This window comes from Aliiglaciecola litoralis (assembly GCF_039523355.1).
Classification (GTDB): domain Bacteria; phylum Pseudomonadota; class Gammaproteobacteria; order Enterobacterales; family Alteromonadaceae; genus Aliiglaciecola; species Aliiglaciecola litoralis.
Map to the genome: position 1 here is coordinate 100538 of NZ_BAAAFD010000006.1, position 16524 is coordinate 117061.

Sequence of the window (16524 nt, forward strand, 5' to 3'; positions counted from 1 at the left end):
AGTGTTCACGCGCTTTTTAACACTCAATGATATTCACTGCCAAACCGCCTCGTGCGGTTTCTTTGTATTTTGACTTCATGTCATTCCCTGTATCCCACATTGTCTTTATCACCTTATCCAGTGATACTTTGTGTTGTCCAGAGCCACGAAGTGCTAAACGAGACGCATTGATTGCTTTAATCGCTCCCATGGCATTACGTTCAATGCAGGGTACTTGAACCAGTCCACCTACAGGATCACAGGTTAGTCCCAAGTTGTGTTCCATGCCTATTTCCGCAGCATTTTCCACGGCATCAACAGATCCGCCAATGATTTCCGTTAAGGCTCCGGCTGCCATTGAACAGGCAACGCCGACTTCACCTTGGCAACCGACTTCTGCGCCCGAAATAGATGCATTTTTCTTGTATAAAATACCGATAGCAGCTGCCGTGAGCAGATAGCGTGCTGCTGTGTGCTTTTCGACCTTGCGCACAAATTTATCGAAATAGCATAATACCGCTGGAATAATTCCCGCAGCACCGTTAGTCGGAGCGGTAACCACGCGTCCGCCTGCTGCGTTTTCTTCGTTGACTGCTAGTGCAAATAGATTGACCCAGTCCATCGCCTGCATTGGATCTGAGGTTTGCTCTGTTTCAAGGCGACGATAAAGAGCAGGTGCTCTGCGGGTTACTTTCAAACCACCTGGTAGAATTCCTTCCGAGTGAATGCCATTGTCAACAGACTCCAACATCACCTGCCAGATGTGCCACAATTTGTCGATGACTTCATTTTTAGGTCGAACGGTCATTTCGTTTTGCAACATTAAGGCACTGATCGATAGCCCATTTTCTTTACATTTTTGAATTAACTCGGCGGCACTCGAAAACGAATAGGGCAACGGCTTCTGCTCAGCTTCCAACGACATATTCTTAACGGATTGGAAATCCTCTTCGTTGACAATAAATCCGCCACCGATGGAGTAGTAGGTTTGACTCAATACCAATTGCTTTTTACTGTATGCCATGATTGACATGCCATTGGCGTGAAGCGGCAATGTCTTACGACGATGAAAGGTAATCGCCCCTTCTCGTGGGAAGTTCACTTTTGTTTTTCCAAACAAGCTTAACTTTTGGCTAGTTTCTATATCTTGCAGGTAACCGTCAACGAGGCTGACATCAACAGTCTCAGGATCAAATCCCATTAGCCCTAAAATAACGGCTTTACCCGTACCATGGCCTTTTCCGGTTTGACCTAACGAGCCAAATAGTTCCACTCGAACGGCATCTATGTTTTCAAGATTGCCATCTTCGCTAAGTTTTTCACAAAATATTTTTGCAGCACGCATAGGGCCCACTGTGTGTGAGCTAGATGGACCTATGCCGATACTAAACATGTCGAATACACTGATCATTTTTATCTCAATTTAAGTCGTTGACTTAGTTAGGCGCTATGATGCGGACACTTTGTTAATGGGGCAAGTAAAATGGACTCTGCGTAGCAATTTATTGGTTCTACCAAGCGTAAAGAAAACTTGCAACAGCACGCCGGTTAACAATCAATATATATGATTGGAGAGCATTCTTACGAAAGAAGCGGTGGCTCCCCAAATGGTTTTATCTTGCCATGCAATAAAGTAAATTGGATGTTCTACATTACCGCGTTTAACCCAGTGGATAAGATGTTGATCTTGATCTAATAGATGGGTCAAGGGCACTTCGAATACGGACTCCACTTCGTTTTTATCTAATACCAAGTCAAATTCAGGCTCCACTAAACTAACAAAGGGCGTTACTTCGTAACGACTCACCGTGCGAAATTTAGGCAAGCTTCCAATCACTTGGATTTTGTTTGCTGATATCCCTATTTCTTCTTCAGTTTCGCGCAGAGCAGTGTGTAATAAATCAGTATCACTTTCTTCTTGCTTACCACCAGGGAAGCTCACTTGGCCGGGATGATGCTTTAAGTGCAGGGCGCGCTCAGTGAATAACACCGACAAGCCTTCAGCTCTGTCGATGATGGGGATCAAAACGGCCGCTGGACGACCGGGATCACGCAGCGGAAAATCATTTTCCGGTAACACCATTCGAGCATGGTGAAAACGTTGCATGAATTCCAGTTTATCCATTGGTAGTTAGCCCTTGAGCTTTGCTAAAACAGGGAGGATCTTGGACACTTTATCAAAGCTTTCTTGATATTCATCTTTGTCCACTGAATCTAAAACGATGCCGCCGCCTGCCCAACAATAGATAGTGTTATTTTCACATAGCAGCGTGCGGATACAAATACTGGTATCCATATCACCGTTAAGGTCGATGTAACCAATACTACCACAATAAATATTGCGTTTATGGGGCTCAAGCTCGTCAATAATTTCCATTGCGCGGATTTTTGGCGCGCCTGTTATTGAGCCACCAGGAAAAGCGCCGCGTAACAAACTCAGCGCATCATGCTTGGGCGTCAATTTTCCGGTCACTGTACTAACCAGATGATGCACAGCAGCAAATGATTCTACGGCAAATAGCTGTGGAACTTGGATGCTATGATCTTGGCAAGATTTGCTTAAATCATTTCTCAACAAATCAACAATCATTAAATTTTCGGCACGATCCTTAACGGATGATTGCAACGCTTGTATATGTTGCTCATCCTCTTTTTTGTCGGTGCTTCGAGGGCGTGTTCCTTTAATGGGTTGGGTCTCTACTTGACCTGATCTAACAGATAAAAATCGCTCGGGGGAAATGCTAATTACCGATGAGTGGGGGAGGTTAATGTAAGCAGAAAACGGCGCTCGATTGGCTTCTCTAAGCGATGTGTAAGCTTGCCAAGGCGTGCCGCTATAATCGCTTTGAAAACGCTGTGCTAGGTTCACCTGATAGCAATCACCTGCGCGCAAATAATCATGTACCTTAGCGAGGTTTTGCTTGTATTGCGCTTCATCCATGTTGGCATGCCATTCACTGGTTAAGGTGAATGTATTGTGCGTTGTGGTAGGCTTGGTTTGCGCATTTTGTTCAAATTGCTCCGCTTGCGGCGAATCAAAACCATCCAAACAGCACAAATAAAAAGTGCCCGTGTGGTTATCTTTTATCAAGCTCCATGCATACAGTCCGACCGCCATATCAGGTGTTTCGTAGGACTCGCGAGAATAATGAGGTAATTCTTCAAAGCAGCGACCGAGATCATATCCAAAAAAACCCACTGCGCCACAGCCAAATGGCAGTGTGGGTAGGCTCGGACTCCGATTGGTCGGTGCTGCCAAATCAAAGGTTGTTTGCATGAGTTCGCGCAATAGGGTGATAGGGTCACCACTTTTAATCGTTCGGGTTTGATCGATATCACAGATAGTGCATGTATGGCCTTTTGCCGTTATCCAAGCAACGGGTTGTGCGACCATAATATCGAAACGGGCATTTTTATGCTGACTGTTAGAAGAGTCTAAAAGCATTGACCAAGACTGATCCGAATATCGGTGAAAAATATCGGTGATATCGGTTTTCGGATCAATACGTAGAGTTTGAATTTGATAGTTTTGATTTGCGCTGTGCAACATTTTACTCGTACCAGCTTTAAAATTTAGACACGTTTAGCGTTGGAGCAATCCATTACAAAAGGTTATCATATTGTGATTAGGCTAACGATATAAAAAATTCCCCAAAAACTTAAAACAGAGGCACTTATGGCAGTTATTCGTCAACAAGATTTTATTGATAGCATCGAAGATGCGTTGCAATTTATCTCTTATTACCATCCTTTGGATTACGTAAAAGCCGTTGAGAAGGCGTACAACAAGGAACAGAGTAAAGCTGCCAAAGATGCCATGGCACAAATACTGATTAATTCGCGTATGTCGGCCGAAGGCAAGCGCCCATTGTGTCAAGACACGGGGATTATTGCCTGCTTTGTTAAGATTGGCATGGAAGCGCAATGGGATAAGACCGATATGACGGTGCAACAAATGGTCGATGAAGGTACTCGTCGTGCTTACCTCAATAAAGACAACCCGTTGCGAGCTTCTATTGTGTCTGACCCCGCTGGTGCGCGCAAAAATACCAAAGATAACACGCCGTCTGTAGTGCACATCGATATGGTGTCTGGTGGCAACATTGAAGTAATGATTGCAGCCAAAGGTGGTGGTTCGGAAAATAAATCTAAAATGGTGATGTTAAACCCCAGTGACGATATTGCCGAATGGGTAGTGAAAACGCTTCCTACTATGGGCGCTGGCTGGTGCCCACCTGGCATGCTTGGAATAGGCATTGGCGGAACTGCAGAAAAAGCGGCGGTCATGGCAAAAGAAAGTCTGATGGATCCCGTTGATATTCAAGAGTTGATTGACCGCGGTGCGACAACTACCGAAGAAAAGTTACGCTTAGATATCTTCAAAAAAGTCAACGATTTGGGTATAGGCGCGCAAGGACTTGGCGGGTTGACCACGGTAGTTGATGTGAAAATTAAATCTTTCCCAACGCATGCCGCGTCAAAACCTGTTGTCATGATCCCTAACTGCGCTGCCACCCGACACGTTCACTTTCATCTAGATGGCAGCGGTGCAGCAGAATTTGTTCCGCCAAAAATGGAAGACTGGCCAGATATTACTTGGGAAGTGGGTAAGGATACTCGTCGAGTGAATCTAGATACACTTAAAAAAGAAGACATACAGCAATGGAAAGCCGGAGAAACGGTGTTGCTGTCTGGCAAAATGCTAACCGGTCGTGATGCTGCGCATAAACGGATACAAACCATGTTGGATAACGGTGAAGGTTTGCCTGATGGGGTAGATTTAACCAATAGGTTTATCTACTACGTGGGGCCCGTGGATGCGGTTGGTAACGAAGTTGTAGGTCCGGCTGGCCCAACAACGGCGACACGGATGGATAAATTCACCGATATGATGTTGGAAAAAACGGGTTTAATTGGGATGATTGGCAAGGCCGAGCGGGGTCCTGCAACTGTCGACAGTATTGCTAAGCACAAAGCTGTGTATCTAATGGCGGTCGGCGGTGCAGCCTATCTCGTTTCTAAAGCCATTAAGAAATCCAAAGTGGTCGCTTTTGAAGACTTAGGTATGGAAGCCATTTACGAGTTTGAAGTGGAAGATATGCCTGTCACCGTTGCGGTAGATAGCAACGGCTCTAACGTACACGATACAGGTCCGGCGCTGTGGAAAGTAAAAATAGCCGATCTTGAAAAAGCACAATAATTGTCATTATCTGGCGTCTATGTTGCTGCACTTAGCTTAAGTGCAGCAACGCACTTGAGCTATCAGCTTTACTACTCAACTGGAACTACGAGAAACTAACACATGGATTTATCCCAACAGATCATCACGTTTTTAATTGTCGCTGGGTTAACTGGAATGCTCGTCGGGATTTTGATTTCGTTGTTTATAAGCCGTCGCAAGGAAAAGCAATCACTTGCAGCGCAAGCGACGCAATTTCAACAAACCATCTCTCTACTGGAAATGCAGATATCGCAACTATCAGCGGAGCTAAGTAAAGCTGATCAACAACTTGATCAAGCCCACGCACAACAGCTGGAAGCACAACGCAAAGTCGGGGAGTTGGAGCAAAAGAATATTCAAATAGAGCAGCTTAAAATGGAAGTTGATTCTTGGCAAAAGCAAAGCCAGCAACTGCAAGATAAAGCTAACCAGTACTCATCACAATTAGAAGCGCAAACCGCGAGTTTTGCCCAAGAGCGCATCGCCTTACAGGATAAAATGGACTTGTTAGCCAATGCTGAAAATCGCTTACAGGCCCAATTTGAAAACCTTGCCAATAAGATCTTCGAACAAAAACATGAGAAATTCACTCAAACCAGTAAAGCCGGTTTAGATGCCTTGTTATCCCCACTAAAAGATCAGATTGAAGGCTTCAAACGACAAGTTACCGATCAATATGTCAAAGAAGGTCAAGAGCGAGCCTCGTTAAAGACCGAAATACTAGGGCTAAAAGAGCTTAATCAGCAAATTACCCAAGAAGCCGCAGCGCTGACCAAGGCACTTAAAGGTGACAATAAACAGCAAGGAAACTGGGGGGAAATTGTTCTGGATCGTATTTTAACGGAGTCAGGATTGCGCGAAGGACATGAATTTGAGACTCAGGTTTCGCTGAAGAATGAGTCTGGCAAGTTATATCAGCCTGATGTGATAGTGCACCTGCCCAACGATAAAGACATAGTCGTGGACTCCAAAGTGTCGCTTGCGGATTACGAAAAATACTTTAACCAACAAGAAGATGAAGCGAGTCGCCGAGCGCACTTAAACGCCCACGTTAACTCGATGCGCAGCCACATTAAAGAATTGGGTAAAAAGGACTACCAAGATCTCAAGGGGATTCGCACGCTTGATTATGTATTGATGTTTGTGCCGATTGAGTCAGCATTTTTAGTGGCGATCGAGCATTCTCCAGAGTTAATAAAGCTCGCTTTAGACAACAATATTATGCTGGTTAGTCCAACCAATTTGCTGGTTGCATTGCGCACCATCAACAATATTTGGCAATACGAGTATCAGAATCAAAATGCGCAAAAAATTGCCACCCAAGCTGGCAAGCTATACGACAAATTCCATGGTTTTGTGGAAGACATGGAGAAGATCCGCCGCTCGGTAGATGCAGTCAGCAATCACGTTGATGCAGCTACCAATAAGCTGGTGAGTGGTAAAGGCAACTTGGTCCGTCAAATCGAACAGTTTAGAGTATTAGGCGTGCAGACCAATAAAAAGCTCAAGCAAGCGATGGTGGAAAAATCTTTAGAGGAAATCGATTTCGATAGTGAAGAAGCTGCGCAAAGCGACGCTGCAAAGGAAGAGTTAGAGAAAAGCAAATAGGAACAGGCCTATTTGCGATTCGACCGGACTAAAGAACTTCTCATCTGGCATTTGCTGCTACTTTCGTCATTCCCACTGTACTTAATGAGGACCTAATTTAACTCATGTCAAACATCTTTACTTAGTTAAAGTAAACCTCGGTTCACAAAGGGTCGGTACATACATCCATGTACGCTTGGCGTTATCGTCCCTGAAAACGGCATTTTGTTAATTATCCAGTGCTCAGGTTAATTATAGCCTTATAGCCTGCTTTAGCTTTGGAGCTCACAAACGACTGCAATTCAACTTCGCATCGTTCTTGTGTGTTTGTTTGATTTATAGAGCTAAGTTTAGAGTTGTCGATATTTAGTACATAAGTTAGTATAAATTTAATTATTCAATTATTTTCAAAGGCTTTTCTTTGGCTTACTGCCAACCAAATACATTTTTCTTAATCGTGTTTTTTACGTTTGTAAGTTGTCCTGTAGCTTACGGTGCAGATGACGTTAGTTTAGCTATCAATGAAATCCCTGATATTTTAGAAGAGAGCAAACCTGAAGGGGAATACGCATTACTGCTTTTTAAACTCCAACAGATGAGTAGCTTCGATCTAAAACCGACTTTTCTACCTATATCCCGTGCGGGCAAAATGTTTGATGAACACAAGGTCGATTGTTTGTTTCCCAGTAGCTTGAACGTATACGGCTCTAAAGGTGAAGCAATCCAAAGTTTGGCACTAAATACCGCGCATGCTTATTTGATCAGCCTAAAGCCTTTCGAAATGGACGCTTTGTTAATGTTACAAAAACCGCGGTACCGCATTGCCTATCGCCGAGGCAATACTTATGGCGGCACCTTAAATCGTCTAGAACATCACTCACTTGTTGCTGTGAATGACGACATGCAAAGTTTTGGCTTGCTTAGAAATGGCCGGGTAGACCATGTATTGACGTACATGCCAGATGCTCTTGTGTTATTGAAAGCGGAACCGGAGACACCATTTTATTATGATCGACAAAGACCATTTTATTCTCAAAATGACAGCATCGTTTGCCATGATAAGCCTGAGCTGAGAAGGTTCATTGATGAGCTAAATATGCACATTTTGCAACTGACGGAATCTGGAGAGCTTCAAACCCTTCTCGGCGAAATTCGCTTCGTACCTTAATCATTAAATGCTACCGCTTCTGTCATTGAAATTAACACAGCCGCCTATGTAAACACCCAAACCAGCTATTCCAGCAATGCTGCTCGCCTAATGGTTTTAGCGATGTTGCGCGGAATTACTACTAATACGCACAATGTTTAGATAGCAGTGCTGAGCTTGGTAAAAACGTTAATCGCTAGAGCCTTATTTTCCCTGACAATTCAATCGACTCAATCTTCTACTTTCACTGCCCACATATCATGCTCGTCTGCATGAATAATTTGTCCCCAAATGAGATCACCAGGGGCTACATCAAACTCATCGGTTAAGTGAACTAAGCCATCAATCTCGGGGGCATCTGCAAAACAACGTCCAACGGCGCCTTCGGACGTTACTTCGTCAATTAATATCTGGTATTCCAAACCGATCTTTTGTTGCAATTTTTGCGCACTTATTTGTGATTGTAGTGCCATAAAACGTTCAAAACGTTCCTGTTTAACATCTTCTGGGACAGGATCTGGCAAGTCGTTGGCTTTGGCGCCATCCACATCAGAGTATTTGAAACAGCCAACACGGTCCAGTTGGGCCACTTCAAGAAAGTCCAATAATTGTTGGAATTCTTCTTCGGTTTCACCGGGGAAGCCAACAATGAAGGTGGAACGAATGATCAACTGAGGACAGATTTCACGCCATTTTTGGATACGTTCTAATGTTTTTTCAGCCGCAGCGGGGCGTTTCATCAATTTCAGAATACGCGGGGTGGCGTGCTGAAAAGGAATATCCAAGTAAGGCAAAATTTTACCTTCGGCCATCAGTGGGATCACTTTATCAACCGAAGGGTAGGGATACACATAATGTAATCGCACCCAAATGCCCATTTCGCCCAATTTTTTGCATAGACCGAGCATGTCAGTTTTTACTGGCATGCCATCCCAGAAACCAGTTTGATATTTTACGTCAACCCCGTAGGCACTGGTATCCTGCGAAATCACAAGCAGTTCTTTTACTCCAGCGGCTTTTAGGCGTTTAGCTTCATCAAGTATTTCGCCCACAGGACGACTTACTAGGTCACCGCGCATAGACGGAATGATGCAGAAGGTACATCGGTGGTTGCAGCCTTCAGATATTTTTAAATAGGCGTAATGTTTCGGCGTTAGTTTGATCCCGTGATCTGGAACAAGCTGCATGAAAGGATTATGACTGGGTTTGGGTATTTGTTCGTGAACCTGCTCCACCACCGCTTCATAAGCATGGGGGCCTGTGATTGCTAACACGTTTGGATGCACCTCACGGATCTCGTCTTCTTTTACGCCCAAACAACCGGTAACTATGACTTTACCGTTCTCAGCCAATGCTTCGCCAATGGTATCTAGTGATTCTTGCACTGCGCTGTCTATAAAGCCACAGGTATTCACTATCACCAAATCAGCATCATTATAAGTCGGAACCACATCATAACCTTCAGTGCGTAATTGGGTTAAAATACGCTCTGAATCAACTAGATTTTTCGGGCAGCCGAGGCTAACAAAACCGATTCTCGCGGCATTGGTTTGCTTTTTCGGGGCATCTGACTCCAATATTTTAACTGGGGTCTCTAATGTGGTTGTTGCGTTCGGGGTAAAGGTTTCAACTGTCATAACATCTCTTAACAAGCAGCGGGTGCGTAATGGCGCAATTATACGGTATTTTTGCCATGCGTCGTAGTTTAAATCCAGTGTAAAAACCCGTTTTAAACGAGTTTTCAGCTTGAACTGGTGGCATTGTTGTTTTGACTAGGCAACGAAAGACGCTAACGAGAAAGCCTAATCACCTTGGGGCAGAGTTTTACAGTGCTCTGCCGTTTACTATTTTTCATTAATCTTGTGCGTGATGGTGTTAGGCTATACACTTTGATCGCAATGCGACTTGCAAAATAAAAGGTTCAAATACATTAAAAGAAGCCTAGTAATATGATTTGTAGATTCGATTTCGGATTACTCTTGACTACTATACGCAAGCAACTTCTGCTTACCGCGGCGATTTTGGGTGTCGCTTTTTCCGCTCATTCCCAAAACACTTCTGAGCTCGATAAGTTTATTCAAGAAGCTGTTATAAAACCTTACGATTGCCCCGAAGACGAATTCATTAGCAAGGTTAAACAATTTCTTGATCTTCCTAATCTGACCAAATTACAACGTCGGCAGTTGCGCGTTAGACACACCCACTGGCAGATTTGCGTGGGACAACACGAAGAAGCAAAACAAAGATTACAGACACTGTTGTCGGAAACTGAAAAATTGCCAGCAAGCGAAGACCTTGCTTATGCGAGTTATCAGTTGGGATTTATTTATGATCTGCAAGAGAATGAAAAACGCTGTGACTTATATCAGCAGACTCAAAAAATGGCCGAGGGCAAGTACAGTGACTTGTATTTGAGTGCAAGTATGGGGCTTATTACGGTTTGCAATACCGGTAATGACGAAGGGGTTAAGTTGGCTAAAATGTATGCCTTGTTAGAACCATACGCCGAGGCAAATGATAATGCGGCACTTGCACATATACATAATAATATAGGCCTATATTATGCGTCTCTTGGTCAGCACGTGCTCGCGGCGGAGCAGTATCAGAAATCTTACGAATTAGGATTTGATAGTTATACAGGATCTAACCAGCTTGCCACGTTAATCAGTGTTATTTCTTCACACATGGCCAGTGCTAATTTTGATCAGGCTTGGCAATCGATCGAGGAGTTTAAACGGGTAAATCTCAAAGTAGATACCGCTCTGTCAAATGTGTGGTTACATTTTGCTGAAGCAGGTTACCACTATCGTACGGGTAACATGCCTGGATTACGAGACAGTTTGGCCAAGTGGCGTGTCTATTTGGATGAGATCGATAGCACTATGTATAACGGACTATATCGTTGGTATAGCGCTGTCCCCTGTTTGGAAGAGAAAGACAAAGTGTGTTTACAGCAATTTTTACAAGCTGAAGAAAATGCCAGCGAAGGTTACAAAGCCTTTCTCAGTGGAAACAAGGACTACTTAAAATTTATGGTTGAGATCCAACTGTTGCTGGGGGATATTGATCAGGCCAAATTGATGTTTAGTAAATTTTCCGACGTTATGTTTCAAAAAGTTACCGAACAACAAGCATCTGGAAAGATCTTAGGAGTGGCTAATTTACACTCTCAAATCAATAGTTTGGAGTCGAGTCTGGAAGCCTCTAAGTCAAATAGAGTTAAACAAATTTGGGCGATTGCCAGCGCGTTGGTGCTGATTTTAGTGTTAGCTATATATTTTGTACGTAAAAAATACCTTGATAGTTTATCCTACGATCCCGTTACAGGTTTACTTAACGCTCATACTGTTCTGAATCAGATCAGGCAGGTCCCGGCGCCATCCAATGGGCATATAAATGCACTAGCGCTATTTGATCTTGGCAACTTTAGAGATGTAAATAGCCAAATTGGTGCAACAAGCAGTGATATTGTGTTGCAGCAAATTGCCATGGCGTTAAGCAAAGTTACTCGAGAACGGGACATTCTCGGCAGATTTGCACCAGAGCAATTTATTGTGTGCTTAACTGACACTGAAGAAAATTCCGCGAAATCGTTTTTCGAACGCATGCGTTATGCATTGGAAAATACGTTTGTGACTGAACAACAAAATCAAAATGTCAGTGTCCGGTCTAGCACCAGTATTTTCATATCAAGTGACGCCTTCCATGATCTTGATGAGATCTTAAACGAGATGCAGTTATCATTGGTGCGACAAACCGATAGCTAACTCGTTTGCAGTATTAACTTGCTCCTTGTATTTTCTACTTAATAGCTAATTTTAAAGGCTCTATGACTAGACTTTTGTTACCACTAAAGCATTATGATGAAGCGGGTAGGGTAAAACCTCCGCGTATATTTTGGTGGTGTGGTCTATTGTTGGCCAAGAGTTACTTTATTTTCGTACTTTCACTAAGTAATTTTCGCGATGCTGATGGACTTTTAGAGGTGTTTTACCCCCAGCAATCAGAATTGTATTTAGGATTTGGTATAGGTTTTGGTGCCGTTATAGCCATGGTGCTGGTTGCTTATCGTGAAAAATGGTGGAATACCAAATTGGTATTTATCAGCCACCTCATTAAGCCGCTGATGTTTATGACTCTCGCGTTGGATTTGCTTCACCAAGTTGAACTTGCACAAAAAAGTTATTGGCAATTCTCTTGGACAGTGGCGTTATTTGTTTGCCTTGACGTGATGATTTTCTACTATATTTTCACTAGTCGTCATATAAAAATAATGCTTAAAGACTGGCGTGTACACTAGGTACTCACCTGATATTAATTTATTACACCATAACACTCAGTTGAAAATCACCTTATTGCAAATTATTGTCGACCGCTTGCTGAAAGTAATTTTGCACGTGTATTTGGCTGTCGTTAACTAAGCGTTGGTAACAAATTCCAGCGAATGCATAAGACTTCCCTGAATATTCAAGCACAACATAAGGGGCGTCTTGATCCGACTCGTCGTAACGCCAATTGCCGCCCACCAGCGCTTTGAAAATCTCGCCAATATAGGCTCCATAAATATTGCAAATCGTAAATACAGCGTTGTCTTCAAGCGCTTGATCTTTGTATCTATGGATCCAACGTAAGATAACATCATCTACCACGCTAATGCTTTCGACTGAGCCATCTAATTCGATACCAAACTCGTCTTTTGTCGTTTCTATAGCGTTTTGGGCGCTGTCAGCCATTAATTGATTAAGCTCTTCTTGCGTCATCCGCATGTGTAATCTCCAACGGTATTCTTTGAATAAAGTGATTGTCGCTGTTATCGAAACATTTGTCGAATTTTAGCGTTTAAATCAATTGTTAAGCTTCATTGGGTTGTCTAATGAATGAGCCAATTTAAAGGGGCATTGTTGTTAACTAACCGACAATGTGTTGCACGCCAGCAAACTGGGAGTTGGATTACTTGCCTAAAAACTTATTAATTGCTCTGGATGCGGCAAAAAAGCCAAACGTTGCAGTGACAGCCACTGAAGCACCAAATCCGCTACTGCAATCGAGCCTACCGGTGGCCGTTTGATTGCCCTTTTGATGGCAGGTTGTGCCGTCAGCTTGCGGATAACGTAATTGTTCTGTGGAATAAACACAGTCAACTGCAAATCTTCGCTTAGGGTTTTTGCTAAAATTATACATCCGGCGCAATTGATTGCGTAACTTAGCGGCCAAGGGATCTTGGATGGTTTTACTTAAATCGCCTATTACAATTTGGCTTGGGTCGATTTGCCCGCCAGCACCACCGGTTGTGATGATTTTGATTTTTTGTCGCTTACAATGAGCAATCAATGATGCTTTGGCAGGAATGCTATCAATCGCGTCTATCACATAATCCATGTTGTTGGTGATCAGCTGTCCAACATTTTCAGTGGTGATAAAATCTTCAATGATGTTCACTTTGCATTGCGGGTTAATCTGCATTATCCGCTCAGCCATTACCTGTACTTTGGCTAATCCTATCGTGTTACTGAGTGCATGAATTTGCCGATTTGTATTGGTCGTGCAGATGTCATCAAGGTCAATTAAAGTGATTTGGCCAATGGCAGTGCGAGCTAGCGCCTCTGCCGCCCAAGTACCCACGCCACCAATGCCTACCACGCAAAAATGGCTATCACGTAGCCGTTGAGTGTCAGCAACACCATAGACACGCTCAGTTCCACCAAATCGTTGCTTATTTTCTACCGGATTAATTTCAGACATAGGTCAAGTATGGGTAAATATCGCTTATCAAAGGGCGCGAAGTATATCAAGATAGAAACATAATGATAATGACTGTTTACTAAATTGTTGGAATGGATAAATACGATGTAACTGTAATCGGCGCTGGCATAGTGGGTGTGGCCACTGCTTGTGAGATAAAACGGCGTTTTCCGTCACTTTCTGTGATGATCCTAGAAAAAGAAACGTCGCCCGCTATGCACCAAACAGGGCGAAATTCAGGAGTTATCCACGCCGGAGTTTATTATCAACCTGGCAGTCTTAAAGCGAGGTTTTGTCAACAAGGTCTTAAAGATACGATTGCTTTTTGTCGACAGCACGCGATTCCATTTCAACAGTGTGGCAAGTTGATAGTAGCCACTAATTCGTTGGAGCGTAAAAGATTACATGACCTTTATCAAAGGTGTGAACAAAATGACTTGAGTCCAACTTTGCTAAGCAAGTCGATGTTATTGAAAAAGTCGCCCAATACATTAGGTGAAGAAGCCATTTTCATTGCCCAAACAGGAATTGTGGACTACCAAACACTGACGACTGTAATGCTCAATGAATTCTTGCAACTTGGTGGGGATGTAACATTCAATTTTCCACTGATTAAGGTCGAGCAGTTACAAACTAGCTGCGACTTACTAAGTCACCATGCGCGGATTAATTCAGGATTTGTTATTAACTGTACCGGTGTCATGACCGATCGCATCGCTACCATGTTCGACCTTGAGCTGGATTTTAGGATAGTGCCATTTAAGGGCGAGTACTTTCAACTGCCTGCCAAGTATAATCAAATTATTGATCATCTTATATACCCTGTACCGGATCCCAGCTTGCCGTTTCTAGGGGTTCACCTGACTAAAATGATTGATGGGTCAGTGACAGTTGGCCCCAACGCCGTGCTGGCCGCTGCCAGAGAAGGTTACCACAAATTCGATTTTAACCTTACCGATATGGCCGCTTCGTTTACTTTCCCCGGTTTCTGGCGTTTACTCAATCGTCATAAAAGCAGTGTCTGGGGTGAGCTTAAAAGTTCGCTGTCAAAACGAGAATATCTAAAACAAGTGCACAAATATTGTCCGCAGATCAAATACCACGAATTGTTGCCATACCGCAGTGGAATTCGTGCTCAGGCCGTTGCCAAAGATGGCGCGCTCATTCATGATTTTAAATTTATCCAAACCAACACCAGTTTGCACGTGTGTAATGCACCTTCTCCTGCCGCAACCTCTGCGATACCGATCGCATCAGAGATTGTCAATCGCATTGAAAATCAACTTAATACACAGAATTAGCTGCATTAGAGGGATTTTATGCATCTATTAGTTGATTACTGGGGATAGCTTTTATAGCATGCGCACATTGATTTAACAGGAAGCCGCGTCTTTTAATTCGGGGCAAAAAGGAACAGCAAAATGAAACCAGTAATTATGGCCGGTGGCTCTGGCAGTCGACTTTGGCCAAAATCACGCGCCGCTTTACCTAAGCAGTTTTTGGCATTAACCAATGAGCAAACCATGTTGCAAAATACCATCAGCCGTTTGGATGGTTTAGATATGGAACCTGCCATAGTCATTTGTAACGAAGCTCATCGTTTTTTGGTGGCTGAGCAGCTGCGCCAGCAAGAACGTCAAAATGGCGGCATTTTGCTCGAGCCAGTTGGCCGCAATACGGCCCCTGCGATTGCATTGGCGGCATTGCACGCGCAATTAGGCGGTGAAGATCCGGTATTATTGGTGCTAGCAGCAGATCACCTTATCAAAGACTCATCTGCGTTTCACAAAGCCATTGGACACGCACAAGAGCTTGCGGAGCAAGGCAAACTAGTGACCTTTGGCATAGTGCCAGATAGCCCCCATACTGGCTATGGCTATATTCGAAAAGGTGAACAATTAGACCAAGCTGAAACTGGTTTTTCGGTGTCGCAATTTGTTGAAAAACCCGATTTGGCGACAGCCAAAAAATATGTCGATAACGGTGACTACTTTTGGAATAGCGGCATGTTCATGTTTAAAGCCAGCCGCTACCTTGAAGAGCTGGAAAAGTTTGCACCGGACATTTTGTCGGTTTGCAAGCAGGCGATTTCAGCTGAGTCACATGATTTAGATTTTGTTCGTATTGACGCTGAAATCTTTGCCAGTTGTCCAGATGATTCGGTGGATTATGCCGTCATGGAAAAAACCCAAGACGCTGCCATGGTGCCGCTTGATGCTGGCTGGAACGATGTCGGTAGTTGGTCATCGTTGTGGGAAACAGCTGAGAATAAAGACAAGAAGGGTAACGCAACCGTAGGTGATGTGATGCTGTGCAATGTCAACAACAGCTATATCAACGCCGAGCAGCGATTGATTGCTGTGGTTGGTCTAGATGATGTGGTCGTGGTAGAAACTAAAGATGCCATTTTGGTGGCGAATCGCCATAAAGTGCAAGACATCAAAACCATTGTGAATGAACTCAAAGCGCAGAACCGTCCTGAATTTGAATTTCACCGTGAAGTATTCAGACCTTGGGGAAGTTACGATTCCATCGATAACGGAGAGCGCTTTCAAGTAAAACGCATCACCGTGAATCCGGGGGAGAAGTTATCGGTACAAATGCATCATCATCGTGCTGAGCACTGGATAGTGGTTTCAGGTACTGCCAAAGTCACCAACGGTGAAGAAACCTTTTTAGTCACTGAAAATGAATCAACCTATATTCCGATTGGCGTAATTCATGCTCTCGAGAACCCAGGCAAGGTGCCATTAGAGCTTATTGAGGTCCAATCAGGCAGTTATTTAGGGGAAGACGATATTGTGCGCTTCTCGGATCGTTATGGACGAACAGAAGGTTAAAGAGGCTA

At 43.6% G+C, this 16524-nt stretch carries 13 protein-coding genes; 7 read left to right on the plus strand and 6 right to left on the minus strand.

What is annotated here, in order from left to right; all coding sequences use genetic code 11:
- Window positions 1–16: 16 nt before the first annotated feature.
- From ABD036_RS11605 to pabB, 3 genes are all read right to left on the minus strand, one after another.
- Window positions 17–1390: an L-serine ammonia-lyase gene (locus tag ABD036_RS11605; RefSeq protein ID WP_343860067.1), complete on the minus strand. Its 1374-nt coding sequence runs from the start codon at window positions 1388–1390 to the stop codon at window positions 17–19.
- Between the two features lie 144 nt (window positions 1391–1534).
- Window positions 1535–2104, minus strand: coding sequence for a CoA pyrophosphatase (locus ABD036_RS11610; protein ID WP_343860069.1), 570 nt, complete (start codon window positions 2102–2104; stop codon window positions 1535–1537).
- Between the two features lie 6 nt (window positions 2105–2110).
- Entirely contained in the window at window positions 2111–3529 is a 1419-nt protein-coding gene (pabB, locus tag ABD036_RS11615) for an aminodeoxychorismate synthase component I (protein ID WP_343860071.1), read from the minus strand.
- Between the two features lie 126 nt (window positions 3530–3655).
- Here pabB and ABD036_RS11620 point away from each other — a divergent pair, with 126 nt between their 5' ends.
- The 3 genes from ABD036_RS11620 to ABD036_RS11630 all read left to right on the plus strand — a co-directional run bounded on the left by ABD036_RS11620 (window position 3656) and on the right by ABD036_RS11630 (window position 7955).
- Window positions 3656–5179: a fumarate hydratase gene (locus ABD036_RS11620; RefSeq protein ID WP_343860073.1), complete on the plus strand. Its 1524-nt coding sequence runs from the start codon at window positions 3656–3658 to the stop codon at window positions 5177–5179.
- A gap of 102 nt (window positions 5180–5281) precedes the next feature.
- On the plus strand, window positions 5282–6808 hold the full coding sequence (gene rmuC, locus ABD036_RS11625) for a DNA recombination protein RmuC (protein ID WP_343860075.1): 1527 nt from the start codon (window positions 5282–5284) through the stop codon (window positions 6806–6808).
- 400 nt (window positions 6809–7208) lie between these two features.
- A complete protein-coding gene (locus tag ABD036_RS11630) occupies window positions 7209–7955 on the plus strand; it encodes a hypothetical protein (protein WP_343860077.1) in 747 nt (248 codons plus the stop codon).
- A gap of 209 nt (window positions 7956–8164) precedes the next feature.
- Here the strand turns inward: ABD036_RS11630 and rimO are convergent, their stop codons facing one another.
- Window positions 8165–9571 (minus strand): 30S ribosomal protein S12 methylthiotransferase RimO, encoded by a 1407-nt coding sequence (gene rimO, locus ABD036_RS11635; protein WP_343860079.1) that lies wholly within the window; start codon window positions 9569–9571, stop codon window positions 8165–8167.
- A 342-nt stretch (window positions 9572–9913) separates the two neighbouring features.
- On the opposite strand from rimO, the gene ABD036_RS11640 reads away from it, so the two are divergent.
- Both ABD036_RS11640 and ABD036_RS11645 read left to right on the plus strand, forming a co-directional pair.
- Window positions 9914–11701, plus strand: coding sequence for a diguanylate cyclase domain-containing protein (locus tag ABD036_RS11640; protein WP_343860081.1), 1788 nt, complete (start codon window positions 9914–9916; stop codon window positions 11699–11701).
- Window positions 11702–11763: 62 nt separating this feature from the next.
- Window positions 11764–12234 carry a DUF2919 domain-containing protein gene (locus ABD036_RS11645; RefSeq protein WP_343860083.1) on the plus strand — a complete coding sequence of 157 codons (471 nt, stop codon included), beginning with the start codon at window positions 11764–11766 and terminating at the stop codon, window positions 12232–12234.
- A 52-nt stretch (window positions 12235–12286) separates the two neighbouring features.
- Here ABD036_RS11645 and ABD036_RS11650 read toward each other — a convergent pair whose 3' ends face one another.
- Complete coding sequence (locus ABD036_RS11650) at window positions 12287–12700, minus strand: hypothetical protein (protein WP_343860085.1); 414 nt, start codon at window positions 12698–12700, stop codon at window positions 12287–12289.
- A gap of 184 nt (window positions 12701–12884) precedes the next feature.
- Window positions 12885–13676 (minus strand): tRNA cyclic N6-threonylcarbamoyladenosine(37) synthase TcdA, encoded by a 792-nt coding sequence (gene tcdA, locus ABD036_RS11655; RefSeq protein ID WP_343860087.1) that lies wholly within the window; start codon window positions 13674–13676, stop codon window positions 12885–12887.
- 92 nt (window positions 13677–13768) lie between these two features.
- On the opposite strand from tcdA, the gene lhgO reads away from it, so the two are divergent.
- Both lhgO and ABD036_RS11665 read left to right on the plus strand, forming a co-directional pair.
- Window positions 13769–14977 carry an L-2-hydroxyglutarate oxidase gene (gene lhgO / locus ABD036_RS11660; protein WP_343860089.1) on the plus strand — a complete coding sequence of 403 codons (1209 nt, stop codon included), beginning with the start codon at window positions 13769–13771 and terminating at the stop codon, window positions 14975–14977.
- A gap of 120 nt (window positions 14978–15097) precedes the next feature.
- Window positions 15098–16516, plus strand: coding sequence for a mannose-1-phosphate guanylyltransferase/mannose-6-phosphate isomerase (locus ABD036_RS11665; RefSeq protein WP_343860091.1), 1419 nt, complete (start codon window positions 15098–15100; stop codon window positions 16514–16516).
- The last annotated feature ends 8 nt before the right edge of the window (window positions 16517–16524 follow it).